Source organism: Nocardioides sp. Z22_16 (genome assembly GCF_058134365.1).
The window spans coordinates 708,555-732,863 of record NZ_JBYTTI010000002.1; the positions used below are offsets into that span (position 1 = coordinate 708,555).

Below are 24,309 nucleotides of genomic sequence, written 5' to 3' on the forward strand. Positions count from 1 at the left end.
GGCGGCTCAGCCGAGCTCGGCGAGCTTGGCCTTGACCTGGGCCAGCGACGGGTTCGTCTGAGCAGTGCCGTCGGAGTAGACCAGGGTCGGCACCGTCTGGTTGCCGTTGTTGGCCTCCTCGACGATCTTCGCGGCGTCCGGCACCTGCTCGATGTCGACGATCTCGAAGGGGATCCCCTCGCGGTCGAGCTGGCTCTTGAGGCGGTGGCAGTAACCGCACCACGGGGTGCTGTACATCGTGAAGCTGCCAGTGGCCATCGGACGGGCTCCTTGCTGGTCGAGGTCGGAGGAGCGCCGGACGGCGCCTCCGGGGTCACCAGGACCCTGCGGGGTCAACCTACCCGCGCCACCGCCCATTCCCCGGGGGACGTCGTGGGGAGGGGCGCTGACGCCGCCGTCGCAGTGCCCTGTGCAAGGCCCGGTGCAGTGCCCTGTGCAAGGCCCTGTGCAGGGATCGCGAGCCTGTCGCTCCGGCCGTCTAGGCTCGTGCCCGTTCCGTCCCGCCATCCCAGGAGATGTTCCCGCGTGCCCACCCCCGAGGACCTGCTGGCAGCCCTGGACCCCGAGCAGCGCCGGGTCGCCGAGGCGCTCCGCGGCCCCGTGCGGGTGCTCGCGGGAGCCGGCACCGGCAAGACGCGGGCGATCACCCACCGGATGGCCTACGGCGTCGCCACCGGGACCTACGCGCCGACCGAGGTCCTCGCCGTCACCTTCACCACCAGGGCGGCGGGGGAGATGCGCGGCCGGCTGCGCACGCTGGGGGCGCCGGGGGTCCAGGCGAGGACCTTCCACTCCGCGGCCTTGCGGCAGCTGCGCTTTTTCTGGCCGCGGGTGCACGGGCGTGAGCTGCCCAACCTGGTGGAGTCGAAGCTGGGGCTGCTCGCCACGGCGGCACGGCGGCAGCGGCTCAGCCCCAACCAGGCGCTGCTGCGCGACCTGGCCTCCGAGATCGAGTGGGCCAAGGTCAGCAACGTCTCCGCCGACGACTACCCGCGCACCGCGCCGCGCCGGGGACGCCAGGTCGGCGACCTCACCCCGGAGACGGTGGCGCACGTCTACGACGCCTACGAGGAGGTCAAGCGCGGCCACGGCCGGATGGACATGGAGGACGTGCTGCTCCTGACCGCCGGGATGCTCGCCGAGGACGAGCGGGTCGCCGCGCAGGTCCGTCGCCAGTACAAGTGGTTCGTGGTCGACGAGTTCCAGGACGTCTCGCCTCTCCAGTACGCCCTGCTGGACCTGTGGCTGGGGGGTCGCGACGAGCTCTGCGTCGTGGGCGACCCGGCCCAGACGATCTACTCCTTCGCCGGCGCGAACGCCGACTACCTGCGTGACTTCGGCTCCCGGTTCCCGGGGGCCACCTCGGTGGAGCTGGTGCGCAACTACCGGTCCACGCCCGAGATCATCACGGCCGCCAACGCGCTGCTGGCCGGCACGCCCAGCAAGGGGGTCGACCTGGTCGCCCAGCGGCCGTCCGGAGCGCGCGTCGACTGCACCACGCACTCCGACGAGGTCGCCGAGGCCTCGGCGGTGGCCGAGCGGATCTCGCGGGTGCTCGCGTCGGGGACGCCGGCCAGCGAGGTGGCCGTCCTGATGCGGATCAACGCCCAGTCCGAGGCGTTCGAGGACGCCCTGGCGGCCCGGGGAGTGCCCTACGTGGTCCGTGGCGCGGCCCGCTTCTTCGACCGTGCCGAGGTGCGGCAGGCCGTCACCCTGCTGCGAGGCACGGCCCGCGCGGGCACCTCCGACCCCGGCGACATGGTCGAGGTGGTCAGGGCGACCCTCTCCGGCATGGGGTGGTCGGCCGAGGCACCCACCGCCCGGGGCCAGACGCGCGACCGGTGGGAGTCCCTGCAGGCGCTGGTCGACCAGGCGGTCGAGTTCGCCGGACAGCAGGTGCCCGACCTGGGCGCCTTCGTCGACGACCTCGACCGCCGGGCCAGCGAGCAGCACGCCCCGGTCGCCGAGGGCGTCACGATCGCGACCCTGCACACCGCCAAGGGGCTGGAGTGGGACGTGGTCTTCCTGGTGGGGCTGGTCGAGGGCACGCTGCCGATCGTCTACGCCCAGTCCCCGACGGAGGTGGAGGAGGAGCGTCGCCTGCTCTACGTCGGGATGACGCGCGCGCGGCGTGAGCTCTTCCTCAGCTGGGCCCAGGCCCGCAACCCCGGCGGGCGGGCGAGCCGCAAGCGGTCCCGCTTCCTCGATGCCGTCGTGGGGCCCGCGGACGGCGCGGAGGGCGGGGGTGCCCGCACGGGCCCCAAGGCCCGGAAGACGCGCAAGGCCCTGCACTGCCGGGAGTGCGGTCGTCCGCTCTCCAACGCGGCGGAGAAGAAGGTCGGCCGGTGCGGCGACTGTCCCGCCTCCTACGACGAGGAGCTCTTCGAGGCGCTGCGCGAGTGGCGGCGGACCCGTGCCAGCGAGGACGAGGTCCCGGCGTACGTCGTCTTCACGGACGCGACCCTCCAGCTCATCGCGGAGAAGCGTCCGGCCAACGACGCGGAGCTGCTCGCGATCGCCGGGGTCGGCGCGAAGAAGATCGAGGCCTACGGCGCCGAGCTGCGGGCCCTGCTGGGCTGACCGGGCGTGGCCGCAGAGAAATCTCGGAAAGGCCCATTAAATCAATTGCCCATTACGCGGGTGGCGGGCTAGTTTACTCGTCATACCAAGAACCGCGCTCACGACCCTGGCAGGGTCGGCGCCCGAGGCAGTGAAGGAGGTGGAACGCATGATCAAGAACATTCTCTCGACGACGGCCCAGAAGCCGTCCTTCGGCATGCCCACCCACGTCTCCGTCGCTGCCGCCTGCGGCACCGGTGTCGTCGTGCGCGATCGCCACCTCGGTGGCGGCACGTGGGCGCTCGACGCCGTCGTGGCGATTGCCGTCGACCGAGCCCTCCCTGGGACCACCGCCTGGAGACCACCGACCTGTTGAGTCATCGACAGCCGGCACCTCCAGGCCGCGGATCCCCACCGGGATCCGCGGCCTTTCTGTTTCCCGCGGACCCCGGGTCTCCAGCCCGTCAGCGACCAGGTCAGCAGTGAAGGAGGTGACATCACATGACCATCAGCGTTCTCGACCACCCGGCCGAGCTCTCCTCGGCAGCGGCCCCGTGCCGGACCGCGAACCCGGAGCTCTGGTTCGCGGAGTCGCCCGCCGAAGTGGAGCGCGCCAAGAGCCTGTGCCAGGCGTGCCCGGCTCGGGCGACCTGCCTCGAGGGTGCCCTCGAGCGCCGAGAGCCGTGGGGCGTCTGGGGAGGCGAGCTCTTCCTCCAAGGAGTCGTCATCCCGCGCAAGAGGCCCCGCGGCCGGCCCCGGAAGAACCAGCAGGACGACGGCGTCGCCGCCTGAGCCCTCCGCACGAGACACGGAGCACCCACACGTTCATGAGCAACAACACCATCAAGAACGGAACCAGCGACATGAATCTGATGTACGAGGAAATGGCACGCGCACAGATGACCGCGCGCCTGGGAGAGGCGCACGAGATGCGGCGTGGACACCGGGTCGCCATGGCGCGCCGGATGAGCCGCAAGGCGGAGCGCGCGGCACGCCAGGCCCGCCTGGCCCTGGCTCGCGCCCTCTGACCGCCGCCCGGCGACTCGCCGGGGACGCCGAGCCGGTCCCGAGTGACTCGGGACCGGCTCGGCCGCGTCCGGCCAGGTCGGCCGCGGCACCGCGTCAGCCGAGGGCCAGGAGATCCCCCCAGCTGCACCCGCAGTGCGGGTGCCGGGACCACTCCTGGTGCTCCTCGACCAGGTCCTCGTCGATCCAGGTCGTGGCCGAGCAGGTCCGGGGGAGCCTGCCCTCGGCCCAGGCCGCCGACTCCGCCACCGTGCGCACCAGCACGTGGTGGAGGAGCAGCGGCGGGAGGTCGACCTCTCCGGGGAGGAGCGAATCGGGCGGCGCGGGGCGCGCCGGGTCGATGACGGCCAGATGGGCGTCCACGCAACGCAGGCAGGCGGTCGAGCCCGGCAGCACGAACGGCCCCACGCGGACCCGGGCGTCGATCGCCGCGACCAGCAGGAGTGCGTCGCCGGAGTAGGTGAGCACGTCGACGAGCTCCCGGGACGGCTCTCCCACGCTCAGCAGGACGGTGAGGTCGGCGGGAGGGGTGTCAGGCGCCGCCGCGCCGTCGGGGGCACGGTGGGCGACCTGGACCAGGCCGTGGGTGCCCAGGAGCAGAGCCAGGTCGGCGCACCACCCGGCGGGGCCCAGCAGGCTGATCCGCGCCTCGGCCCGCGACCGCAGACGGTGGGTGCGCTCGGGCTCGTCGACCACGAGTCCCCGCGCCAGGAGGCGAGCCAGCACGGCCCGAAGCCCTGGGTCGGTCGGCTCTCCGGCGCCGCGCGACAGCTGGGAGAGCAGCTCGTCGATCGCCGGTGCCCGGGTCAGCAGCACCCGGCGGTCGGGGTCCGTCCCGACCTGGACCATCCCGTGGGCGCGCGGCAGGACCGGGACGCCCCGGCGCAGCCGATAGGGCAGCGAGTGGTCGGGCAGGCTCATCTCCCGAGCGTGGCACCTCCGTCGCCCGGGTGTCGGCGTCCCTCCACAGGTTCCCGGTCGCCGGAAGCCTCCGGACGCACGAACGGCGCCGCCCCCGAAGGGGCGACGCCGTCCGTTTCACCGCAGGGGGGCGTTGATCACGCCTTGCCGAGGATGCGGTTGAGGTTGGTGCCACACTCAGGGCAGACGGCCTTCGCCATCCGGGTGCCCTTGTCGTTGACCTTGACCTCGCCCTCCGCCTCGCGCTTCTCCTTGCACTTGACGCAGTAGAACTCGCCGCTCCAGGTCTCCGCCATGACGGCCTCCTTGCCTATGAGAATTCTCGGTCGTCGCGACGGGGGATTCGGGGAAGCCCGCCGGAGTCTGGGGACTAAGGGCCCCAAACCGTTCGAAACCCTACGCCACGCGTGGGCTCAGGCGTGAACGGCACACCGTCGAGCCTGGAGCGGGTGTGATCTGCGTACCCTGCCCCCATGCCTGACGTGACCCCTGCCACTGTCTCCTCCCAGCCCCGTCGCCTGCCGCACCTGGCCGTCTCCAGGCCTTCCGACGGCGTGGTGCTGCTGACCCTGGACAACCCCGATCAGCGCAACGCGATGTCCGACGAGATGACCGCCTCGTGGGTCTCCTCCATCGAGGAGCTGGCCGCCGACCGCTCGGTGCGGGTCGTGGTGGTCACGGGGGAGGGGAGTGCGTTCAGCTCCGGAGGCAACCTGGACTGGCTCGCGAGCGACCCCGACGCGAGCGTCGACCGGCTCCGTGACCGGATGCTGCCCTTCTACCGGGCCTGGCTCACCGTCCGCGCGCTGGAGGTGCCGACGATCGCGGCGATCAACGGGCCGGCCATCGGAGCCGGCCTCTGCCTCGCCCTGGCCTGCGACATCCGCTACGCCGCGGCCGGTGCCCGGATGGGGGTGCCCTTCACCAAGCTCGGGCTGCACCCGGGCATGGCCGGCACGTTCCTCCTGCCCGAGGTGGTGGGGCTGGCGGCCGCCCGCGACCTCTTCCTGACCGGTCGCCTGGTCAAGGACGACGAGGCGCTGCGGCTCGGACTGGTCTCCCGGGTGATCGAGCAGGACGGGTTCTTGGGGACCGTGCTCGAGACGGCCGCGCAGGTCTCGGCCGCGGCGCCGCTCGCCACCCGGCTGACCAAGCTGGCGCTCCTTGACGGCGGCCATGCCGACCGGCAGAGTGCCCTGAACTGGGAGGCCCTGGCCCAGCCGGTCACCATGGCAACCGCCGACCTGCACGAGGGGATCCGGGCCGCCCAGGAGAAGAGGTCGCCGCGCTTCCGTGGCGTCTGACTACACACGGGGGGAACGATTCCATTGGGACAGCTCTGCACGGTCCGGACGGCGGCCATCGCACTGGCAAGCGTGCTCGTGGGCACCATGGGCGTGGTGCTGACGGGCTCGCCGAGCGTCGCGGGCGAGCGCGTGCCGGCTCCGAGGCCGGGGGAGACCTTCCGCCTGGAGGCCGACTCGTCGCGGCTGGTCGCGGAGCGCTCCGGGATCTACACGGCGTTCGGCGTGAACACCAGCGCGGCCGGGCTGGACAAGATCGTCACCGCTCCCAACGGTGACATGTGGTTCGAGATGGAGACCGCCAACAAGATCGGCCGGATCACCCCGGCGGGCGTGGTCACCGAGTTCGGGCTCGGCGAGACGACCACCGGGGAGGGCCGGGTCCAGGACCTGACGGTCGCTGCGGACGGCTCGGTCTGGGTGGTCTACGACTCCGGGTGGCGGGCACTGCGGCTCCACCCCGACCTGCAGAACGCGACCGCCTACTCGCTCGGCCCCTACCCCTACGGCAAGGACGTCGAGATGGGCCCGGACGGCGTCCCGTGGATCACCATGAGCTACGACGAGAACGGGGTGGCGCGCATCCTGCCGGACGGAGGCTCGGTCTGGGCGGAGAACGCCCCGCCCTGCGACGGGTTGCTCGCCCGGGCCCACGACGGTGGGATGTGGTGCGAGGACGGGAGCGACAAGCTCATCCTGCTCAACGCCGACGCGAGCGGCGGCATGACCTACCCGCTGCCCCCGAACGCCATGGACACTCGCTCCCTCGCCGCCGGCCCCGTGGGCTCGATGTGGTTCTCCCGCTACTCGTCCAGCTGGTTGACGAGCCCCGCCTACGGCCAGGTCGGCTGGATCGACCAGGCGACCGGCCAGACGACGATCTTCGAGACCGGCTCCCGCACCGGTCCGGCCGGACTGGTCCAGGGCCCGGACGGTGCCATGTGGTTCGCCAACCGCGGGGTCGGGAAGGGCATCGGACACCTCGACGCCCAGGGCAAGGGTGCGATCACGAAGGTCGGGGAGTACGTGGGCAACCACCTCACCTTCGACCAGCAGGGCTACCTCTGGTTCACCGACTCCGCCAACAACTCCCTCGTGCGGGTGCACCCCTCCGACCTCCAGACCACGAACGTGGACGTGGGGACCGGCTCGGTCTTCGAGGAGCCCGGTGCCCAGCCGCCCGGCACCCAGCCTCCAGGCACCCCGACGGCGCCGGCGAAGGCGGTCGGCAAGGTGGCGGCGGGCAAGAAGCCGCTGCGGGTGCGGAAGAACAAGGTGCGGGTGCCCGTGTCCTGCCCGAAGTCCGCCGGTGGTCCGTGCCGCGGCACTGCGGTGCTGCGGCACAAGAAGAAGGCGAAGCCCTTCAGCGCCTCCACCCGCTACCAGGTCAAGCCGGGCCGCAGTCGGGCCGTCGTCCTGAGGCTCAACAAGGCCGGCAAGAAGGCTGTCTCCCGCAAGCCGGTCAAGGTCCGCGCCTCCCTGATCAGCACGACCGACGAGGCGGTGCGGGACCGGACGATCCGTTTGCGCCGCTGACGGAGCATCTCCGTCACAGGAAGAGGCCCCCTGCCCTCCACGGAACGCGTGCCTTCCCCTTGCGAACGTCCCGTGGATGGGCCGGGGGCCTCATCTGCCCCCACGCTAGGAGGGATTCCGCCGACAGGTCAACCATCCCGTCCAGACTGACCCCTCCGGACTGGGACGGACCTGTGGAGGAACCTGTGGAAACCGGTGGAGAACTGTGGAGAACCGGGCGCCGCACTGGGACGATCCTGTGCAGGACACGCCCGGCGGGCGGCCGCGGCACCGTCCTGACCAGTCAGGATGAGGCGACCGAGCCTGTGGAGGAGAGACGGTGAGCGATCAGCAGTACGACGCGGGACCAGTGGCCGCCCTGCGCCGGATCGCCTTCCTGCTCGAGCGCGCCCGGGAGGACACCTACAAGGTCAAGGCCTACCGGTCCGCGGCCTCGACCCTGCTCCAGCTGAGCGAGGACGAGCTCGCGGAGCACCTCGGCGCCGGCACGCTCACCTCGCTCCCCGGCATCGGCGCCAGCACCGCGAAGGTGGTCGAGGAGGCCTGGCGCGGCACCCGGCCGGCCCGGCTCCGGGCGCTGGAGGAGAGCGCCGGGCCGTTGGCGCCGGGAGGGCGCGAGCTGCGGGCGGCGCTCCGCGGCGACCTGCACTCCCACTCCGACTGGTCCGACGGGGGCTCCCCGATCGAGGAGATGGCGTTCACCGCCATCGAGCTGGGGCACGAGTACCTGGTGCTCACCGACCACTCGCCGCGGCTCAAGGTCGCGCGTGGTCTCTCCGCCGAGCGGCTGGCCCGCCAGCTCGAGGTGGTCGACGCGGTCAACGACCACCTGGGCGGGTCGGGCTTCACCCTGCTCAAGGGCATCGAGGTGGACATCCTCGACGACGGGTCGCTCGACCAGACCGACGAGATGCTGGCGCGCCTCGACGTCAGGGTCGCCAGCGTCCACTCCAAGCTGAGGATGGACGCCGACGCGATGACCCGCCGGATGGTGGCGGCGACCGCGCACCCGCTGATGAACGTGCTGGGCCACTGCACGGGGCGCCTGGTGACCGGGAGCCGCGGGGTGCGCCCCGAGAGCCGGTTCGACGCCCGGGCCGTCTTCGAGGCGTGTGCCGAGAACGGAGTGGCGGTCGAGATCAACAGCCGACCGGAGCGGCGGGACCCGCCGACGGCACTCCTGGAGCTCGCCCGAGACCTCGGGTGCCTCTTCTCCATCGACAGCGACGCCCACGCCCCGGGCCAGCTCGACTTCCTCGACCACGGCTGCGAGCGGGCCGAGGCCGCCGGGATCGACCCGGACCGGATCGTCAACACGTGGCCCAAGGAGCGCCTGCTCTCCTGGGCGAGCCAGTAGCGTGCGGCCATGGGAACGGTGGGGGAGGTCGAGGTGCGCCGCAGCAAGCGGCGACGGCGGACCGTCTCGGCTTATCGGGACGGTGACCGGATCGTGGTGCTGATCCCCGCCACGATGAGCAAGCGGGACGAGGCCCGCTGGGTCGAGGACATGATCGCCCGACTCGAGCGCTCCGAGGCCCGCAAGAGGCCCTCGGACGAGCAGCTGCTGGTGCGGGCCACCCAGCTCAACGACGAGTACTTCGGCGGGCTGGCCCAGCCCGCGTCGGTGCGGTGGGTGGGCAACCAGCGCTCGCGCTGGGGCTCGTGCAGCCCTGGCGACCGGTCGGTCCGGCTCTCGGTCCGGTTGCAGGGCATGCCCACCTGGGTCATCGACTACGTGCTGGTCCACGAGCTGGCCCACCTGCTGGAGCCGGGGCACGACGAGAAGTTCTGGGCCTGGGTCAACCGCTACCCGCGCACCGAGCGGGCGCGGGGCTACCTGCTCGGCTGGTCGGCCGCCGCCGAGGTGGACCCGCCCGGCAGCGAGGGCCTGGTCGACTGACCCGGCCCGCTCCACCTGGTGCGGGAGCGGGAGACCAGCTCGCGCATCTCGTCCTCGAGGTCGTCCGGGAGCCGGTCGACGGGCCACCAGCGCACGTCCAGCGACTCCGCGCTCGTCGCGTGGACGGCGTCGTCGGCGGCCAGCGCGGTGAAGCGGACGTCCAGGTGCCGCACGTCGCCGCGGGGATCGCAGAAGCCGACGGTGTGCTCGTCGAGGTGGACCGGGCGCGGGTCGATCCGCAGGGCAGGGAGTCCGGACTCCTCCAGGCCCTCGCGCAGGGCCACCCCGTGCAGGGTCTCGTCCTGCGGCTCGCAGTGCCCGCCGAACGCGAACCAGCGGCCCGCCTTGCGGTGCAGGTTGAGCAGGACGCGCTCCAGGTCGGCGGAGAGCACCAGGACGCCGGCGGTCAGGTGGGCGGGGAAGCACTCCCGAGCGAGTCCGTCGCGGTGACCGGCGAGGTGCTCGAGGTAGCGGCGGCGCAGCCCCTCCTGACGTCCCGGCTCGGGCACCCACGCCTCGAGGGTGGCCACCGCGTCGGTGTGGAGACTCACTCCTTCGCTGCGTCGCCGGGGTCCCCGGGGTCGCCGGCGTCGCCGGGGTCGCCGGCGTCGCCAGGGCCCTCGAGGAGGTCGCGCAGCCCCGCGTCGAACTCCTCCTCCGAGATCTCGGCGACCGGCACCGCGTCCTCACGGAAGCCCAGGGGGTCGTCGAGGTCGGCGGCCGTGGGCAGCAGGTGCGGGTGCATCCACACCCCGTCCCGGGCCTCGGGGCCCTGGCGGGTGCGCAGCGACCCCCACAGCGTCGAGGCGTCGCGCAGCCGGCGGGGACGCAGCTCAAGGCCGACCAGCGAGGCGAAGGTCTGTTCCGCCGGGCCACCCGTCGCACGGCGGCGGCGGACGGCCTCCTGGAGCTGGGCGGCGGCGGGCATGCGCTCGGCGGTGGCCTGGCCGACCACCTCGTCGACCCAGCCCTCCACCAGCGCGAGGGTCACCTCGAGGCGCTCCAGCGCGGCCTTCTGCCGCGGCGAGCTGGAGAGGTCGAAGAGACCGCCCTCGAAGGCACGCTGCATCGACGAGGGGTCGCTGAGGTCCATCCCGCGCAGCTGCTCCTCGATGCCGGAGGTGTCGATCTCGATGCCGCGAGCGAAGTCGGTGATGGCGCCGATCAGGTGGTCGGCGAGCCAGGGGACGTGGGCGAAGAGGCGGTGGTGGGCGGCCTCGCGCAGGGCGAGGTAGAGCAGCACGTCGTCGTGGGACAGCCCGAGCCCCTCGGCGAAGGCGGTGATGTTGGCGGGCAGCAGCGCCGCGCGGCCCGGAGCGGCGAGCGGGATCCCCACGTCCGTGGCTCCCCAGACCTCACCGCCGAGCGCGCCGATGCCCTGCCCGACCTGGGTCGCGACCATGGCACCCGTCGCCTTGCTCAGCATCCCCAGCAGGGGTCCGGCCATCGCGCGGGCCTCCTCGGGCAGCGCCTGGCCCAGGGCCTCGACAGCGGAGCCCGCGATGGGCTCCACGAGTCGCTTCCACACCGGGGTCGTCTCCACGATCCACTCCGCCCGGCTCCAGGCGGTCGCGGTGGTGACCCCCGAGGGGAAGTCGGTGGTCTCGTCGAGCCAGTGGTCGGCGAGCCGGACGGCGTCGGCCACGGCGTCCTTCTGCTGCTGGGTGGGCGAGGGGTCCGGGGCGCGGGCCACGGTCTTGCGCGCCGTGTCGGTGGCGTACTCCCAGTTGATCGGGCCGTCGTAGGGCTGCATGAGCCCCTGCAGCTGGCTCATCAGCGCGGCGAGGTCGGGCATGCCGCCCCCGGGACCGCCGCCGGGGCCGCCACCGAGGTTCCCGAGGTTGCCCAAGTTCCCGAGGTTGCCCAGGTTGCCGCCCAGGGCGCCGAAGAGCTGCTCGAACGGCGTGCCCTTGAACGGGTTCTCGTCGCCTTCGCCGGACTGGCCTGGGGTGTCGTTCATGCTCCGAGGCTACTCGGCCCGCCCAGCGCGGGCTCCCGGGAGCGCGCCGTCCCGCCTGCCGGCGACGCCTCGCCCTAGAGTGGGCGGGTGAGTGCTGCCTCCGCCGTGCGCCTGGTCGACCTGCGCGACTCCCCGCTGGACGTCGCGGAGGTGCTGGCGGCCCTGGACGACCCGGCGGCCGGAGGGCTCACGCTCTTCGTCGGACGGGTGCGCGACCACGACGGCGGCAAGGGGGTCCAACGGCTCGACTACTCCGCCCACCCCAGTGCGCTGGAGCGGCTCCGCGAGGTGGCGGAGCGCGTGGCCGCGGAGCACGACGTGCTGGCCGTGGCGGCGGTGCACCGCGTCGGCACCCTGGAGATCGGCGACCTCGCGGTGGTCGTGGCCGCGGCGGCGGCCCACCGCGACGAGGCGTTCCGCGCCTCCCGGGCGCTCATCGACACCCTCAAGAACGAGGTGCCGGTCTGGAAGCACCAGCGGTTCGACGACGGTGCGGAGGAGTGGGTGGGCACGCCCTGAGGGCCGGCACGCGGCGTGCCTGGCCCCGCTGCGCCGCCCGGGTGCCTAGGCTGGCGGACGTGGAGATCCTGTGGTGGCTGGCACCGTCCCTGGCGGTGACGTGCCTGGCCATGCTCTGGGTCGGCTGGCTCGGTCGCGAGGGCCGCGGCGAGGTGGACCGGGAGGTGGCGCTGCAGCGGTTGTCGCGCGAGCTCTCCCGCGAGCGTCCCACCCCGGCGACGCCGACCGGTCGCCAGCGCGACCGCAGCACCGGGATCGCGGTCAGGCAGGCCCGGAAGGCCCCGCCGCCGGCAGATTCCACCCGACGCGTCTCCTAGTTGCCGCGGTTTGAGAGGGTTGCGCCATGAGTCAGCGGACCTTGGCGGGAATCCTCGCCGTGCCGTTGCTCCTCGCGTTGTGGGCGGCGGCCCTGCTGACCCCGCTGCCCTACGTCACCTACGAGCCGGGGATCACCGTGGACGTGCTCGGTGAGGACGACGGACAGGAGCTGGTCCAGGTCTCCGGTGAGAAGACCTACCGCGACGACGGCGAGCTCCGGCTGACGACCGTCTACGTCTCGCGTCCGCAGGCCAACGTCAACATCTTCGAGGTGGTGGAGGCGTGGTTCGACGACGACGCCGCCGTGCTGCCCTACGACGCGGTCTACTCGCCCGACACCACCGCCGAGGAGTCCGAGCGCCAAGGGGCGGTGCAGATGGTCTCCTCCCAGGACACCGCGATCGCGGTGGCCCTGCGGGAGCTCGGACAAGAGGTGGAGCAGGTGGTGGAGATCTTCGACGTCAGCGACGACCTGCCCGCGGCCGGACGGCTCCAGGTCCGCGACATCCTGCTCGAGGTCGGCGGTCGCGAGATCACCGAGCCGCAGGACGTGGTGGAGGCGGTGGACGCCGCGAAGGCGGGGGAGCCGCTGGAGTTCGTGGTCGAGCGCAACGGCGAGCGGCGCACGGTCGAGGTGACCCCCACGATGGTCGACGGGGACAAGCGGGTGGGCATCACCCCGGGCCCCGGCTACGCCTTCCCCTTCGACGTCTCGGTCCAGGTCGACTCCAACATCGGGGGCCCGAGCGCCGGTCTGCTCTTCGCCCTCTCGGTCTACGACACCCTGACCCCGGGGTCGCTGACCGGGGGAGAGGTCGTGGCCGGCACCGGCACGGTCGACGCCGAGGGTGCCGTCGGGCCGATCGGCGGCATCGCCCAGAAGATCGCCGCGGCGCGGGAGGTGGGCGCCAAGCTCTTCCTGGTGCCGCCGGACAACTGCGACGAGGCACTCGGTGCCGAGGCCGGAGAGATGCGCCTGGTCCGGACGGACTCGGTCCACTCGGCCCTGGAGGCCATCGAGGACTGGGTCGAGGACCCGGACGCCGACCTGCCCAGCTGTGAGAGGAGCTCCGCGTGAGCGAGCAGTCAACCGACCAGACGACCGTCCCCGACCCGGCGCTGGCGGCGGCCGTGCTGGAGATCGAGTCCCACGCGGCCGAGCAGGGCTGGGACCAGCCGGCCAGGCTCTACGCGCTGGTCGAGACCGCCCGCATCGTGGCCAACGAGCCCGAGCTCGCTCGCGTGATGGGTCTCGACGAGGAGTCCGCCCAGGGCTCCCTGACCCCGGTGGAGCAGGAGCCGGGCCGCAGCGACCAGCCGCTGGAGCAGCTGCTCGAGGAGATCGCCTGGCCGGAGACCGTCGACGGGGCCGCGGTCGTCCTGGAGCGCCTGGTGCTCCCGCCAGAGGTGGACGAGACGATCCCCGAGGACCCGGTCGAGGCGGGCGAGTTCGCCCGCAACCACCCGCTGCGCCAGGAGGTGCGCCTCGTCGCGGGCGTCACCCGCAGCGGTTCGAGATACTGCGCGATGAGACTGCGCGCCCACGACGACCCGCAGGCGGTGGTCCCGGGCACCGACCTGGTGCCGGGACTCATCGCGCTGCTCGCTAGCACGTTCGAGGAAGAGGAGACCAAGTGAGTGGAATGTTCGGCCAGTCGGCCCGACCTCCGGCGCAGCCTTCGGCGGCACCGAGGCGATCGCGGGCGTTGGTGATCACCGCTGCGATCCTGCTGGTGCTGTTCCTCGCGCTCACCGCCTTCTCCGCCTTCTGGACGGAGCGGCTCTGGTTCGACTCCTTCGGGTTCGACGGCGTCTTCAGCACCTTGGTCTGGACCCGGGTGGCGCTCTTCGCGATCTTCGGCCTGGTGATGGGCGGCGTCGTCGCGCTCAACATGTACCTCGCCTACCGCTTCCGACCGGTCTTCCGCCCCAGCTCGCTGGAGCAGGACAGCCTGGACCGCTACCGGGAGGCGGTCACCCCGGTCAAGGGGTGGCTGCTCGCGGCGGTCTCGGTGGTGATCGGCCTCTTCGCCGGGGCCTCGGCGGCCGGGCAGTGGCGCCAGTACGCGCTGTGGCGCAACAGCGTCTCCTTCGACGAGACCGACCCCTTCTTCGGGCGTGACGTGGGCTTCTACGTCTTCGACCTGCCCTGGTGGCACTTCCTCACCGACTTCGTGATGGCCGTGGCCATCCTCGGCCTGCTCTCGGCCGCAGTCGTCCACTACCTCTACGGCGGGATCAAGCTCCAGGTCAGCCGTGACCGGCTCAGCCCCGCCGCCCAGGCCCAGTTCTCCGCGTTGCTGGGTCTCTTCGTGCTGGCCAAGGGCGTCGACTACTGGCTCGACCGCTTCGACCTGCTCAACCGGGACGGCAACCTCTTCACCGGCATGGGCTTCACCGACGAGAACGCGGTGCTGCCGGCCAAGAACATCCTGCTGTGGATCGCGGCGATCTGCGCCCTGCTCTTCTTCCTCAACATCTGGCGGCGCACCTGGGTGCTGCCGTCCGTCGGGGTGGCGCTGCTGGCCCTCTCGGCGATCCTGCTGGGCCTGGTCTGGCCCGGCGTGGTCCAGCGGTTCCAGGTCTCGCCCAGCGAGGCCGACCGCGAGGCGCCCTACATCGAGAAGAACATCGAGGCCACCCGCGCCGCCTACGACATCGACGGCGTCGAGGTCAACCGCTACACCAGCAGCCCCGACCTCGAGGCCGACCTGCCCACGCTGGACGAGGAGACCTCCTCGGTCCCGCTGGTCGACCCGCAGCTGGTGCGGCCGACCTTCGAGCAGCAGCAGCAGGTCCGTGCCTACTACTCGGTGGCCGACGTGCTCGACGTGGACCGCTACCTCCTCGGTGGTGAGGAGCGCGCCGTGGTGCTCGGCGTGCGCGAGCTCGACCAGGAGGGGCTGGCCGACTCGGCCCGCAACTGGTCCAACCTGCACACCGTCTACACGCACGGCACCGGGATGATCGCCGCCTACGCCAACCAGCGTCCGGGCGACAACCGCAACCAGGCCTCGGGCATCCAGTGGGCCGAGGGCCAGGAGGACAACCAGAGCGCCCTGACCGAGCTCGAGGCCGAGGGCTACGAGCAGCGGGTCTACTTCGGCGAGTCGAGCCCGTCGTACTCGATCGTCGGCAACGCCGACGGTCGCGACCTCGAGCTGGACCTGCCGCGCGGCGAGGAGGACACCAGCCAGACGACCACCTACGACGGTGAGGGCGGGGTCTCCGTCGGCGGGCTCTTCAACCAGGTGCTCTACGCCATCAAGTACGGCGAGCCCAACATCCTGCTCTCCTCGCGGGTCAACGAGAACAGCAAGATCCTCTACGACCGCAACCCGCGCACCATGGTGGAGAAGGTGGCGCCCTGGCTGACCGTCGACGCGGACCCCTACCCGGCGGTGATCGACGGCCGGATCCAGTGGATCCTCGACGGCTACACGGTCACCGACCAGTACCCGATGTCGCAGCGGGAGTCCTTCGAGGACATGACCGACGACTCGCTGCAGCAGGCGCCCGGCTTCCAGACCCTGCCGACGGACGAGATCAACTACGCCCGCAACGCGGTCAAGGCGACCGTGGACGCCTACGACGGCACCATCAAGCTCTACGAGTGGGACGAGGAGGACCCGATCCTGAAGGCCTGGCGCGGCGTCTTCCCCGACGTGGTGCAGGACAAGGAGGAGATCCCGGACGCCCTGCGGGCTCACCTGCGCTACCCGGAGGACCTCTTCAAGGCGCAGCGCTACCAGCTCGCCCGCTACCACGTGACCGACCCGAAGGACTGGTACGCCGAGAACAACCGCTGGGAGGTTCCCGAGGACCCCAACTCCGACGGCAACCTGCAGCCGCCGTACCGCTTCTTCCTCAACCCGCAGCGCGCGGCGGGGGAGGACCTCGGCGACGAGTCGGAGGCCAGCGACACCGACGACCAGGTCTGGTCGCTCTCCTCGGTCTACGTGCCGCGGGGCAAGAGCAACCTGGCGGCGTTCGTCTCGGTCAACTCCGACGCGACCAGTGACGACTACGGCAAGATCCAGGCCCTGGAGCTGGCCGACGAGCGGACGAACGGTCCGACCCAGGTGGCCAACGAGATCGCCTCGGACGAAGAGGTCCGAGACGAGCTCTTCTCCTTCGACCAGGGTGGGATCAACCCGCGCTACGGCAACCTGCTGACCATGCCGGTCGGCAACGGGCTGATGTACGTGCAGCCGCTCTACGCGGCGCGCGACACCTCGGAGTCCGCCTATCCGATCCTGAGCTTCGTGCTCGTCTCCTACGGCGGGCAGGTCGGCATCGACACCACCCTGCGCGGCGCGATCGCCGACGTGCTGGGGGTCGAGGACGCGGAGTCCGCCGGACCGCCGCCCGAGGAGGGAACCCCGGAGGAGGGGGAGACGCCTCCGGAGGAGGGTGGTTCGGTCAGCCAGCAGGTGCGCCGGCTGCTCGACCAGGCCGCAGCCAAGTTCGAGGAGGCCAACGCGGCTCAGCGCGAGGGTGACACCGTCGCGTGGGCCGAGGCGCTGGACGAGGCGCAGGCCCTGGTGGAGGAGGCTTCCGAGCTCTACGAAGCCGGGAACTGACCCCCCGGATTTGGCTCCACCCCGCGCATCACGTACTGTTCTGTTCACCGACGCGGGGTGGAGCAGCTCGGTAGCTCGCTGGGCTCATAACCCAGAGGTCGCAGGTTCAAATCCTGCCCCCGCTACAAGGAACAAGGCCTGACCTGCGGAAACGCCGGTCAGGCCTTGTTGCAATTTCTGGCGCTGGCCTAGAGATTTCCCGTTGAACTCCTGGGTGCCCGACTCCGGGAGCTCGGCCAGGAAGACGCCGTACGCCAGGGGGCGGCTGGAAGTCACGGCCCCACACCACCGTCCCCCCGCACTCAGCGACGCCGCTCGCACGACGTGAGCCGCTCCCCGGCCAGGCAACGGTCGCTGCCCCTCTGTCCGTCGAGCCGGTCCCGGCCGGGGCCGCCGTGCAGGAGGTCGTTGCGGTTGCCGCCGACGAGGACGTCGTTGCCGCCGCCTCCGAAGGCACGTACCGGGAACCCGTAGGCGTACACCCGGAACAGCTCGGGCGTGGGTCCCCCGCGGAACGTGGCCCGCCCCGGAGCGGTGTTGCCGGTGAGCAGGAACTTCTCGACCCCCGTGAGCCTCGCCAGCACACGGCCGTGCTGGGTGATCCGGCGCTTCGGCACGTGGATCACCATGTCGTAGGGGCGTTGACGACCGCCGTAGGTGTGGAAGTCCACCCGGTCCCTGCCTTGGCCTCCGGCGAGGGTGCGCGTCGGCTGGCCCGGCCGGTCCCGCTCGATCTCCACCCGGAACACGTCGTCGCCGGACCCGCCTCGCGTCACCGTGCCGGCGACCGTGGCGAGCAGGTCGTCGCCCGGGCCGCCGAGGAGGAAGGAGTCGACCGAGTCGCGCTGACCGGCCACGAAGTCGTCGCCCGCGTCGCCGCTGATCCGGTCGGTGCCGTGACCCCCCGAGACGACGTCGTCGCCGGGACCGCCGCTGATCACGTCGTCGCCCGGCACCGGCGCGGGCGCCTCCTGGCTCATCGGCGGGTCGCCGACGGCATCGCCGTCCAGCTCGTCGTCGCCGGGACCGCCGGTGATCACGTCGTCCCCACCGCCGCCCAGGATCTGGTCGTGCGCGGGTCCGCCGAGGAGGACGTCGTCGTGGGGCGAGCCGATGATCCCGGTGTACCTGTCGGCCGGGGTCGGGGCGAACGTGTCGTGGCCGTCCCCGGTGGCGGTGAGTGCACCCAGGTCGACGGTGACCGGTCCGGGGGCGTCGGCGTAGGAGACCTTGTCGGAGTAGACCCACTCGGACGGGTCGAGGCCGGCGGGGCCGACCTCCGACTCCAGGTCGACGTAGTCGTCGCCGGGGCCAGGCTGGATCACGTCGCCCCAGTAGTCGTCGCTCCAGAGGTCGCCGCCGCCGAAGAGCCGGTCGTTGCCCGGGCCGCCGCGGATCTGGTCGGCGCCGTCGAGGCTGCAGATGGTGTCGTCGCCACCTGCCCCGTCGATCAGGTCTCCACCCTCGGTCCCGACGATCACATCGTCGCCGGGCGTCCCGACCACCCACGAGGCCGGACCCGACGAGGGCGGAACGATGATCGTGGCCACCACGCCGTCGCACGTCTGGACCGGGGCGCTGGCGCCGTTCACACCCTGGGCGGGCCCGACGCCGAGTGTCGCGACGTACAAGGTGGCGGCCACACCGATCACGGCGTGGGAGGGGATTCGCATGGGATGTGCTCCTGGAGGTGTGGCGGGTCTTGCCGGGACGTGGAGTGAGACTCGGCAGCGGAACGAAAGGTTGCTGCCGACTGGAGGCAGGGTGACGCGTCGCCAGGATCGACAGATCCGGGCGCGCGGGCGTTCACTGGAGAGGGCGGCGCCGTCGCCACCGCGAGACCCGAGGGCCGAGGCAGAGGAGTGCACGCGATGCGCCAGGTAGTCATGCAGGGTCCGGGCGAGGTGCGGGTAGAGCATCGCCAGCATCCGAGGATCATCGAGCCCACCGACGCGATCCTCCGCCTCGCCGCCACCTGCATCTGCGGCAGCGACCTGTGGCCCTACCGGGGCGCGGAGCCGGTCGACCACCAGGTGATGGGGCACGAGTACATCGGCACCGTCGAGGAGGTCGGCTCCGACGTCCACACCGTCAAGGTGGGCGACTTCGTCGTCGGCTCGTTCTGGGCGTCGGACAACACCTGCGAGATCTGCCGGTCCGGCTACCAGGCGTACTGCGTGCGGCGGGTGCCGATGGGCATGATCGGCACGCAGTCCGAGCTGGCCCGCATCCCTCTCGCGGACGGCACGCTCGTCGCCACTCCGGGGGCGCCCGACCCGGAGCTGATCCCGTCGCTGATGGCGGCCTCGGACGTGCTCGGCACCGGATGGTTCGCCGCCACGGCCGCCGAGGCGGGGCCCGGCAAGACCGTCGCGGTGGTGGGTGACGGGGCGGTCGGCCTGCTCGCCGTCCTGGCCGCCAGGCAGCTCGGCGCCGAGCGCATCATCGCGTTCAGCCGCCACGCGGACCGGCAGGCCCTGGCCCGGGAGTTCGGCGCCACCGACGTGGTCGAGCAGCGTGGCGAGGAAGGGGTGGCGCGCATCAAGGAGCTCACCCATGGGCTCGGCGCCCACTCGGTGGTCGAGGCCGTCGGCACCCAGCAGGCGATGATGCAGGCCATCGGCTCGACCCGGCCCGGCGGGCACGTCGGCTTCGTGGGGGTCTCCCACGACGTCGCCATCCCGGGCGACGAGCTCTTCATGGCCGGCGTCCACCTGCACGGTGGGCCGGCGCCGGTGCGGCGCTACCTACCGGAGCTGATCCGGCTCATCTGGGACCGCGAGATCGACCCGGGCAAGGTCTTCGACCTCACCCTGCCGCTGGAGAAGGCGGCCGACGGCTACCGCGCGATGGACCAGCGCAGCGCCGTCAAGGTGCTGCTGACGCCGTGACCGCGCGGGCGGTCACGGCGCCGGACGAGGTCAGCGCCCGAGGAGCCGGCTGAGCCAGCCGCCCTGGCGCTCCTCCTCGGGGTGCCCGGGGCACCACTGCCCTGCGGGGACGGCGGCCTTCACCTGGGCGACGTGCTGGCCGCAGCCGGCCCAGGTGGTCTTCTGGCAGGTGCGGCAGGTGGTGGGACGGCACATGGGGTTCTCCTTGTGAGGTGTGGTCGAACTGTGGGAAGGGCTCGGGGTGAGTGGGAGGCGGCCGGAGCCGCGTCAGAGCAGGGCGGGCAGCGCGCGGACCGAGGTGTAGACGGCCACGGCCAGTACGAGGACCGTGAAGGCCCCCTGCAGTCGACCGGTCTCGAGCCGGTCGGCGAGGCGGGCGCCCAGGACGCCGGCCACGGCCGAGGCGGCGGTGAGGGTCAGCACGACCGGCCAGTCGGGGGCGACGCCGGCTCCGGCCCGCGTCACCAGCGCGGTGGCGCTGGTGAGGGTGATGACCACCAGCGACGTGCCGGCGGCGTACCTGATCGGCAACGCGAGCGCGAGCAGCAGGGCGGGGACGACGAGGAAGCCGCCTCCCACGCCCAGGAAGCCGGTGAGCAGGCCCACGACGGTGGCGGTGAGCACCACCTTGAGCGCGCGGGGGCAGTTGCAGGCGAAGGTGGGGCTGAAGGTGATGATCGGGTCGTCCAGGACAGGCCGGGCGCGGGTCACCTCGCCCTGCCGGGAGTGCCGGAGCTGGCGCCAGGCCATCAGGCCCCCGACGAGCAGCATCAGTGCCCCGAAGGCGGCGAGCAGGACGTCGTCGGCCACGTGGGCGGCGGCTCTCGCCCCGAGGACCGCACCGCCGACGGCCACGGTGCCGAACACCACGCCGCGGCCGAGCAGGACGTTGCCGGCGCGGTGCGCGGTCATCGCCCCGAGCAGCGAGGTCACGCCCACCACCACCAGCGAGCCGGTGGTCGCCTGGGTGGCCGACTGGCCGAGCAGGTAGACCAGCACCGGGACGGCGAGGATGGATCCGCCGCCGCCCAGAGCCCCCAGCGAGAGGCCGATGAGGGCACCGGCGGCGACGGCGAGGACGAGCGTCATGTCAGGCGTGCGACCCGTCGTCGTCCCGGTCCTGGTCGCCCGGGGCGACCAGGCGCAGCCCAGAGCTCGCGGCGTTGTCGAAGGCGTCGTCGACGGCGACGGTACGGCGGCCCGCGGCGTCGAGGAACGACGCGGCGATAGCGGCGCGGTAGCCGGCGGCGCAGTGCACCCACACCTCGCCGGCCGGCACCTCCGCGACCCGGCGGGGCAGCTCGTGGAGGGCGACGTTGATCGCCCCCTCGATGGCCGAGGCCCGGTGCTCGTCGGCCAGACGGACGTCGAGGACGACCACCTCGCGGTGGTGCCGCACGGCGGCGAGGTCGGCGAACGAGGCGGTCGGGAACGAGGCCAGCTCCCCGGCGGCCCACTCCTCGGGGCCACCGGTGGCCTGGGCCGCGGGGCGGTCGATCCCGATGCGGACCAGCTCGCGCTGGGCCGTGGCGACGTCGTCGGCGGTCTCCCCGAGCAGGGTCACCGGGGTGCCCCACTCGATCAGCCACCCCAGGTAGGTCGCGAACGCGCCGTCGAGGCCGAAGTTGAGGGTGCCCGGGGCGTGGCCGGCGGCGAACGCGGTCCGGGTGCGCAGGTCGACCACCCACTCGCCGGCCTCGATCCGGCGACGCAGCTCGCCGGCGTCGGCCTCCGAGACGGGGGAGAGGTCGGGCGCCTCGGGTCCGGCGGCGTTGGCCGGGCCCATGTGGGCGTAGTAGGTCGGCCAGGCGGCGAGCCCGTCGAGGAGCTCCCGGACGTAGGTCTCCTCGTCCTGGGTGAGCACCGGGTTGGTCTGCTTCTCCTGCCCGAGGGTGGACTCGGTGGCCTCCGACTGGGTGGCGGAGCAGAAGGAGCCGAAGCCGTGAGTCGGGTAGACCTCCGCGGCGTCGGGCAGCTCCTCGGCGAGCCTGTGGGCCGAGGCGTGCTGGTGGCGGACCAGGGTGTCGGTGTGCTCCTCGCCGAGCAGGTCGGGGCGGCCGGTGGCCCCGTAGAGCAGCGAGCCGCCGGTGAAGACGGCGTACGGCTCGTCGCCGTCGGCCCCCGTGGTGGCGAGGGCGTAGGAGAGGTGCGTGAAGGTGTGGCCGGGCGTGGCGATCGCCCGGACCCTCATCCGCTCGCCGATCGCCACCGTGTCGCCGTCGGCGATCGGGGTGCGCTCGAACGACACCTGGTCCTCGCCGTTGACGTGGTACGCCGCGCCGGTGTGCCGGGCCAGGGCGAGGCCGCCGGTGACGTAGTCGTTGTGGATGTGCGTCTCGAAGACGTCGCTCAGCCGCACCTGGTGCTGCTCGAGGAGGTCCAGGACGCGGTCGATGTCGCGCTGCGGGTCGACCACGAAGGCGACGGCGCCGTCGTGGACGAGGTAGCTGCGGTCCCCGAGTGAGGGGGTCTCGATCGCGAGGATGGTCAGGTCGTCGGTCATGGTGTCTCCAGTGGTGCCGGGCGGACAGGGAAGCTCAGGAGCGGCCGGGCGCGCCGGTCTCCACAGGGAACCCCGAGCGGGCCCAGGCGGCGGTGCCGCCGGCCACCGAGGAGGCGTCGTACCCGCTGGCGACCAACAGGTCGGTCATCGCGGCGCTGCGGTTGCCCGAGGCGCACACGACGTAGACGGGCCGGTCCCGGTCGAGCTCGCCGAGCCGCGAGGACAGCTGGCCCATCGGCACCAGGACGGCCCCGGGCACGTGGCCGGCCACGTACTCGTCGGGCTCGCGGACGTCGAGCACCGTGGCCTGGTGCTCGGCGGCCCGGGCGAGCTGGTCGACGTCGATCTCGGGGGTGGTCTGGCTCATGACTGCCTTCTTCGTGCGGAGCGCCGTTCGGATTCCCGATACGGGTGGGGGTATATGACTTCCTCGACGATAGACACCCCAGGGGGTATTTGACAAACTCAAGCCCCGGCGCCGCGAGCCCGCCGTCGCAATACGGAGGGGGGTATGCTTCCCCGCGTCGTCACGTCCCGTCCCACCATGCTCGCTGGACCACCTGAGGAGACCCTGATGGAGCTCGACCCCACGGAGATGACCCCGGTCATCAACCGCATCAAGCGCGCCCGAGGCCAGCTCGACGGCGTCCTGCGGATGCTCGAGGAGGGCCGTGAGTGCGAGGACGTGGTCACCCAGCTCGCCGCGGTCTCGCGGGCGCTCGACCGCGCCGGGTTCGCCGTCGTCGCCAGCGGCCTGCGGCAGTGCATGGCCAACGGGGACGACACAGACAGCCTGGACGTGAAGAAGATGGAGAAGCTCTTCCTCTCCCTGGCGTGAGCGAGCGCTCGCGGACTCCTGGTGCCGACTCCTAGTACCGTCCGGGCGTGAAGATCAACGAGCATGGCCAGGCCGTGGGCGCGCCGGTGCCGGGGTGGTCGCCCCGCCCGGTCCCGGGTCGGGTGACGCGCACCGGCCGTCACGTCAGCGTCGAGCCGCTCGACGCTCGCCACTGCGAGGCCCTCTTCGCCGCGCTCTGCGGCCCGGACGACGAGGCGCTGTGGACCTACCGGCCGACACCGGTGCCCGCGTCGCGCTCCGCCTTCGACGAGGTGGTCGCGCCGTTGATGGCGCACCGGGACGACACCGTCACCTACGCCTTCGTCCCGACCGGGGGCTCGGCCGCCGGGTTCGCCTCGTTCTTCCCCTGCGTCCCCGGCGCCGGCGTCGTGGAGATCTCGGGGGTCCTGCTCGGGCGGGCCCTGCAGCAGACCACCGCCGCCACCGAGGCGATCCACCTGCTGCTCGGCTACGCCTTCGACGAGCTGGGCTACCGGCGGGTGGAGTGGAAGTGCGACAGCCTCAACGAGCCGTCGGGGCGGGCGGCGCTGCGTCTGGGGTTCACCTACGAGGGGCGCTTCCGGCAGCACATGGTGACCAAGGATCGCAACCGCGACACCGACTGGTACGCGATCCTCGACTCCGAGTGGCCGCAGATCCGTGCCCGCCACCAGCGGTGGCTGGACCCGGAGAACTTCGACGCGCAGGGACGCCAGCGTCGGCGGCTCGCGACTCTCTAGGGTGTCGGCGTGAGCGACAGCGAGGACCCGGCCGTTCCGGCCGCCGACGCCGCCGCGCGCGGGTCGCGCCGGCGCGAGCGCACCCGGGCGAGACTCCTCGACGCCGCGGAGCAGCTGCTCTCCCAGCGAGCGCCCGAGGAGCTCCGGATCGAGGACGTCGCGGCGCAGGCGGGGATCTCGCCCGCCTCGGTCTACGTGCACTTCGGCACCAAGGACGCCCTGCTGGCCGCCGTCACCGAGCGGGTGCTGGCCGTCGCGACCGACGCCCTGCGGGCGGCGTACGCGGTGCAGGCGCCCCCTCTCGAGCGCTTCGCCGGGGTCGGCTCGGCCTACCTGCGACTGCTGCTCGACCACCCGGCGGTGGTCAAGTACCTGACCGCGACGGGGGAGCGAGGCCCGCGCACGCCCATCGAGGGCGAGGTCGTCGAGCGGTTCAGCCAGCTGCGGCGCGAGTTCGAGCAGAGCATCCGCGACGCCGTGGAGGCCGGGGCGATCCGGCAGGTGGATCCCGAGCTGATGTCCTACTTCCTCTTCGGGTCGTGGAACGGCGTCGCCGCCCTGGCGCTGCGCCGCGACGCGCTGGCGGTCGAGCCGTCCCGGGTCGAGGCCGCGGTGATCGAGGCCGGCCTGGTGCTCCTCGAGGGGCTCATCGTGGAGCCGCCGTCCGGCTGACGGCCTGCGCTCGTGGCGAAGGGCCCCGGGCTCTTGGCG

At 72.3% G+C, this 24,309-nt stretch carries 27 protein-coding genes and 1 tRNA gene; 18 read left to right on the forward strand and 10 right to left on the reverse strand.

Features of this window, described 5'->3' with window-relative positions; genetic code table 11:
- Positions 1–6: 6 nt before the first annotated feature.
- Complete coding sequence (locus tag AC3X7R_RS07625; protein WP_489964980.1) at positions 7–258, reverse strand: mycoredoxin; 252 nt, start codon at positions 256–258, stop codon at positions 7–9.
- Positions 259–525: 267 nt separating this feature from the next.
- Here AC3X7R_RS07625 and AC3X7R_RS07630 point away from each other — a divergent pair, with 267 nt between their 5' ends.
- The 4 genes from AC3X7R_RS07630 to AC3X7R_RS07645 all read left to right on the forward strand — a co-directional run bounded on the left by AC3X7R_RS07630 (position 526) and on the right by AC3X7R_RS07645 (position 3,587).
- On the forward strand, positions 526–2,580 hold the full coding sequence (locus AC3X7R_RS07630; protein WP_489964982.1) for an ATP-dependent DNA helicase UvrD2: 2,055 nt from the start codon (positions 526–528) through the stop codon (positions 2,578–2,580).
- Between the two features lie 148 nt (positions 2,581–2,728).
- Complete coding sequence (locus AC3X7R_RS07635; protein WP_489964983.1) at positions 2,729–2,935, forward strand: hypothetical protein; 207 nt, start codon at positions 2,729–2,731, stop codon at positions 2,933–2,935.
- A gap of 125 nt (positions 2,936–3,060) precedes the next feature.
- On the forward strand, positions 3,061–3,351 hold the full coding sequence (locus AC3X7R_RS07640; RefSeq protein WP_489964984.1) for a WhiB family transcriptional regulator: 291 nt from the start codon (positions 3,061–3,063) through the stop codon (positions 3,349–3,351).
- Complete coding sequence (locus AC3X7R_RS07645) at positions 3,243–3,587, forward strand: hypothetical protein (protein ID WP_489964985.1); 345 nt, start codon at positions 3,243–3,245, stop codon at positions 3,585–3,587. Before AC3X7R_RS07640 ends, AC3X7R_RS07645 begins: the two co-directional genes overlap by 109 nt.
- A 94-nt stretch (positions 3,588–3,681) precedes the next feature.
- Here AC3X7R_RS07645 and AC3X7R_RS07650 read toward each other — a convergent pair whose 3' ends face one another.
- Positions 3,682–4,506: a hypothetical protein gene (locus AC3X7R_RS07650; RefSeq protein WP_489964986.1), complete on the reverse strand. Its 825-nt coding sequence runs from the start codon at positions 4,504–4,506 to the stop codon at positions 3,682–3,684.
- A 137-nt stretch (positions 4,507–4,643) separates the two neighbouring features.
- Positions 4,644–4,802 (reverse strand): DUF5679 domain-containing protein, encoded by a 159-nt coding sequence (locus tag AC3X7R_RS07655; RefSeq protein WP_181312372.1) that lies wholly within the window; start codon positions 4,800–4,802, stop codon positions 4,644–4,646.
- A gap of 177 nt (positions 4,803–4,979) precedes the next feature.
- Here AC3X7R_RS07655 and AC3X7R_RS07660 point away from each other — a divergent pair, with 177 nt between their 5' ends.
- The 4 genes from AC3X7R_RS07660 (at position 4,980) to AC3X7R_RS07675 (ending at position 9,246) form a co-directional block, all read left to right on the forward strand.
- On the forward strand, positions 4,980–5,810 hold the full coding sequence (locus tag AC3X7R_RS07660; RefSeq protein ID WP_489964988.1) for an enoyl-CoA hydratase/isomerase family protein: 831 nt from the start codon (positions 4,980–4,982) through the stop codon (positions 5,808–5,810).
- 72 nt (positions 5,811–5,882) lie between these two features.
- Entirely contained in the window at positions 5,883–7,346 is a 1,464-nt protein-coding gene (locus tag AC3X7R_RS07665) for a Vgb family protein (RefSeq protein ID WP_489964989.1), read from the forward strand.
- Positions 7,347–7,665: 319 nt separating this feature from the next.
- Positions 7,666–8,703, forward strand: a complete 1,038-nt coding sequence (locus AC3X7R_RS07670; RefSeq protein WP_489964990.1) for a PHP domain-containing protein — start codon at positions 7,666–7,668, stop codon at positions 8,701–8,703.
- Positions 8,704–8,712: 9 nt separating this feature from the next.
- Positions 8,713–9,246, forward strand: coding sequence for a M48 metallopeptidase family protein (locus tag AC3X7R_RS07675; protein ID WP_489964991.1), 534 nt, complete (start codon positions 8,713–8,715; stop codon positions 9,244–9,246).
- Here AC3X7R_RS07675 and AC3X7R_RS07680 read toward each other — a convergent pair.
- Positions 9,180–9,797: an NUDIX hydrolase gene (locus AC3X7R_RS07680; protein WP_489964992.1), complete on the reverse strand. Its 618-nt coding sequence runs from the start codon at positions 9,795–9,797 to the stop codon at positions 9,180–9,182. The genes AC3X7R_RS07675 and AC3X7R_RS07680 overlap by 67 nt on opposite strands.
- On the reverse strand, positions 9,794–11,206 hold the full coding sequence (locus AC3X7R_RS07685) for a zinc-dependent metalloprotease (RefSeq protein WP_489964993.1): 1,413 nt from the start codon (positions 11,204–11,206) through the stop codon (positions 9,794–9,796). Before AC3X7R_RS07685 ends, AC3X7R_RS07680 begins: the two co-directional genes overlap by 4 nt.
- An 87-nt stretch (positions 11,207–11,293) precedes the next feature.
- On the opposite strand from AC3X7R_RS07685, the gene AC3X7R_RS07690 reads away from it, so the two are divergent.
- From AC3X7R_RS07690 to AC3X7R_RS07715, 6 genes are all read left to right on the forward strand, one after another.
- Positions 11,294–11,725: a molybdenum cofactor biosynthesis protein MoaE gene (locus AC3X7R_RS07690; RefSeq protein ID WP_489964994.1), complete on the forward strand. Its 432-nt coding sequence runs from the start codon at positions 11,294–11,296 to the stop codon at positions 11,723–11,725.
- 59 nt (positions 11,726–11,784) lie between these two features.
- On the forward strand, positions 11,785–12,042 hold the full coding sequence (locus AC3X7R_RS07695) for a hypothetical protein (RefSeq protein ID WP_489964995.1): 258 nt from the start codon (positions 11,785–11,787) through the stop codon (positions 12,040–12,042).
- Positions 12,043–12,068: 26 nt separating this feature from the next.
- Positions 12,069–13,121 carry a YlbL family protein gene (locus tag AC3X7R_RS07700; RefSeq protein ID WP_489964996.1) on the forward strand — a complete coding sequence of 351 codons (1,053 nt, stop codon included), beginning with the start codon at positions 12,069–12,071 and terminating at the stop codon, positions 13,119–13,121.
- On the forward strand, positions 13,118–13,681 hold the full coding sequence (locus AC3X7R_RS07705) for a PPA1309 family protein (RefSeq protein WP_489964997.1): 564 nt from the start codon (positions 13,118–13,120) through the stop codon (positions 13,679–13,681). The genes AC3X7R_RS07700 and AC3X7R_RS07705 overlap by 4 nt, the downstream gene beginning before the upstream one ends.
- 71 nt (positions 13,682–13,752) lie before the next feature.
- Entirely contained in the window at positions 13,753–16,626 is a 2,874-nt protein-coding gene (locus AC3X7R_RS07710; protein ID WP_489965138.1) for a UPF0182 family membrane protein, read from the forward strand.
- Positions 16,627–16,677: 51 nt separating this feature from the next.
- Positions 16,678–16,751 (forward strand) — tRNA-Met (locus AC3X7R_RS07715).
- Between the two features lie 177 nt (positions 16,752–16,928).
- Here the strand turns inward: AC3X7R_RS07715 and AC3X7R_RS07720 are convergent.
- Positions 16,929–18,299 carry a calcium-binding protein gene (locus tag AC3X7R_RS07720; RefSeq protein ID WP_489964998.1) on the reverse strand — a complete coding sequence of 457 codons (1,371 nt, stop codon included), beginning with the start codon at positions 18,297–18,299 and terminating at the stop codon, positions 16,929–16,931.
- A 198-nt stretch (positions 18,300–18,497) separates the two neighbouring features.
- Between AC3X7R_RS07720 and AC3X7R_RS07725 the strand changes: the two genes are divergently transcribed.
- Complete coding sequence (locus tag AC3X7R_RS07725) at positions 18,498–19,517, forward strand: zinc-dependent alcohol dehydrogenase family protein (protein ID WP_489964999.1); 1,020 nt, start codon at positions 18,498–18,500, stop codon at positions 19,515–19,517.
- 30 nt (positions 19,518–19,547) lie between these two features.
- Here the strand turns inward: AC3X7R_RS07725 and AC3X7R_RS07730 are convergent, their stop codons facing one another.
- The 4 genes from AC3X7R_RS07730 to AC3X7R_RS07745 all read right to left on the reverse strand — a co-directional run bounded on the left by AC3X7R_RS07730 (position 19,548) and on the right by AC3X7R_RS07745 (position 22,387).
- Positions 19,548–19,712, reverse strand: a complete 165-nt coding sequence (locus tag AC3X7R_RS07730; RefSeq protein WP_489965000.1) for a DUF8730 family Cys-rich protein — start codon at positions 19,710–19,712, stop codon at positions 19,548–19,550.
- A gap of 72 nt (positions 19,713–19,784) precedes the next feature.
- The gene (locus AC3X7R_RS07735; RefSeq protein ID WP_489965001.1) at positions 19,785–20,606 is read right to left on the reverse strand and encodes a sulfite exporter TauE/SafE family protein; all 822 of its coding nucleotides are present in this window, start codon (positions 20,604–20,606) and stop codon (positions 19,785–19,787) included.
- A 1-nt stretch (position 20,607) separates the two neighbouring features.
- Positions 20,608–22,020 (reverse strand): MBL fold metallo-hydrolase, encoded by a 1,413-nt coding sequence (locus AC3X7R_RS07740; protein ID WP_489965002.1) that lies wholly within the window; start codon positions 22,018–22,020, stop codon positions 20,608–20,610.
- A gap of 34 nt (positions 22,021–22,054) precedes the next feature.
- Positions 22,055–22,387: a rhodanese-like domain-containing protein gene (locus tag AC3X7R_RS07745; RefSeq protein ID WP_489965003.1), complete on the reverse strand. Its 333-nt coding sequence runs from the start codon at positions 22,385–22,387 to the stop codon at positions 22,055–22,057.
- Between the two features lie 207 nt (positions 22,388–22,594).
- Between AC3X7R_RS07745 and AC3X7R_RS07750 the strand changes: the two genes are divergently transcribed.
- Genes AC3X7R_RS07750 through AC3X7R_RS07760 form a run of 3 tightly spaced genes read left to right on the forward strand, consistent with a single transcriptional unit; the run spans position 22,595 to position 24,270 of the window.
- Positions 22,595–22,858 carry a metal-sensitive transcriptional regulator gene (locus AC3X7R_RS07750; protein WP_489965004.1) on the forward strand — a complete coding sequence of 88 codons (264 nt, stop codon included), beginning with the start codon at positions 22,595–22,597 and terminating at the stop codon, positions 22,856–22,858.
- Positions 22,859–22,905: 47 nt separating this feature from the next.
- On the forward strand, positions 22,906–23,598 hold the full coding sequence (locus AC3X7R_RS07755; RefSeq protein ID WP_489965005.1) for a GNAT family N-acetyltransferase: 693 nt from the start codon (positions 22,906–22,908) through the stop codon (positions 23,596–23,598).
- A gap of 9 nt (positions 23,599–23,607) precedes the next feature.
- A complete protein-coding gene (locus AC3X7R_RS07760) occupies positions 23,608–24,270 on the forward strand; it encodes a TetR/AcrR family transcriptional regulator (RefSeq protein WP_489965006.1) in 663 nt (220 codons plus the stop codon).
- The last annotated feature ends 39 nt before the right edge of the window (positions 24,271–24,309 follow it).

Coding starts and splice junctions, on each gene's coding strand:
- AC3X7R_RS07635 (WP_489964983.1), top strand. CDS start 2,729: ATGATCAAGAACATTCTCTCGACGACGGCCCAGAAGCCGTCCTTCGGC.
- AC3X7R_RS07660 (WP_489964988.1), top strand. CDS start 4,980: ATGCCTGACGTGACCCCTGCCACTGTCTCCTCCCAGCCCCGTCGCCTG.
- AC3X7R_RS07685 (WP_489964993.1), bottom strand. CDS start 11,206: ATGAACGACACCCCAGGCCAGTCCGGCGAAGGCGACGAGAACCCGTTC.
- AC3X7R_RS07720 (WP_489964998.1), bottom strand. CDS start 18,299: ATGCGAATCCCCTCCCACGCCGTGATCGGTGTGGCCGCCACCTTGTAC.
- AC3X7R_RS07740 (WP_489965002.1), bottom strand. CDS start 22,020: ATGACCGACGACCTGACCATCCTCGCGATCGAGACCCCCTCACTCGGG.
- AC3X7R_RS07750 (WP_489965004.1), top strand. CDS start 22,595: ATGGAGCTCGACCCCACGGAGATGACCCCGGTCATCAACCGCATCAAG.
- AC3X7R_RS07675 (WP_489964991.1), top strand. CDS start 8,713: ATGGGAACGGTGGGGGAGGTCGAGGTGCGCCGCAGCAAGCGGCGACGG.
- AC3X7R_RS07655 (WP_181312372.1), bottom strand. CDS start 4,802: ATGGCGGAGACCTGGAGCGGCGAGTTCTACTGCGTCAAGTGCAAGGAG.
- AC3X7R_RS07730 (WP_489965000.1), bottom strand. CDS start 19,712: ATGTGCCGTCCCACCACCTGCCGCACCTGCCAGAAGACCACCTGGGCC.
- AC3X7R_RS07625 (WP_489964980.1), bottom strand. CDS start 258: ATGGCCACTGGCAGCTTCACGATGTACAGCACCCCGTGGTGCGGTTAC.
- AC3X7R_RS07725 (WP_489964999.1), top strand. CDS start 18,498: ATGCGCCAGGTAGTCATGCAGGGTCCGGGCGAGGTGCGGGTAGAGCAT.
- AC3X7R_RS07700 (WP_489964996.1), top strand. CDS start 12,069: ATGAGTCAGCGGACCTTGGCGGGAATCCTCGCCGTGCCGTTGCTCCTC.
- AC3X7R_RS07640 (WP_489964984.1), top strand. CDS start 3,061: ATGACCATCAGCGTTCTCGACCACCCGGCCGAGCTCTCCTCGGCAGCG.
- AC3X7R_RS07735 (WP_489965001.1), bottom strand. CDS start 20,606: ATGACGCTCGTCCTCGCCGTCGCCGCCGGTGCCCTCATCGGCCTCTCG.
- AC3X7R_RS07745 (WP_489965003.1), bottom strand. CDS start 22,387: ATGAGCCAGACCACCCCCGAGATCGACGTCGACCAGCTCGCCCGGGCC.
- AC3X7R_RS07650 (WP_489964986.1), bottom strand. CDS start 4,506: ATGAGCCTGCCCGACCACTCGCTGCCCTATCGGCTGCGCCGGGGCGTC.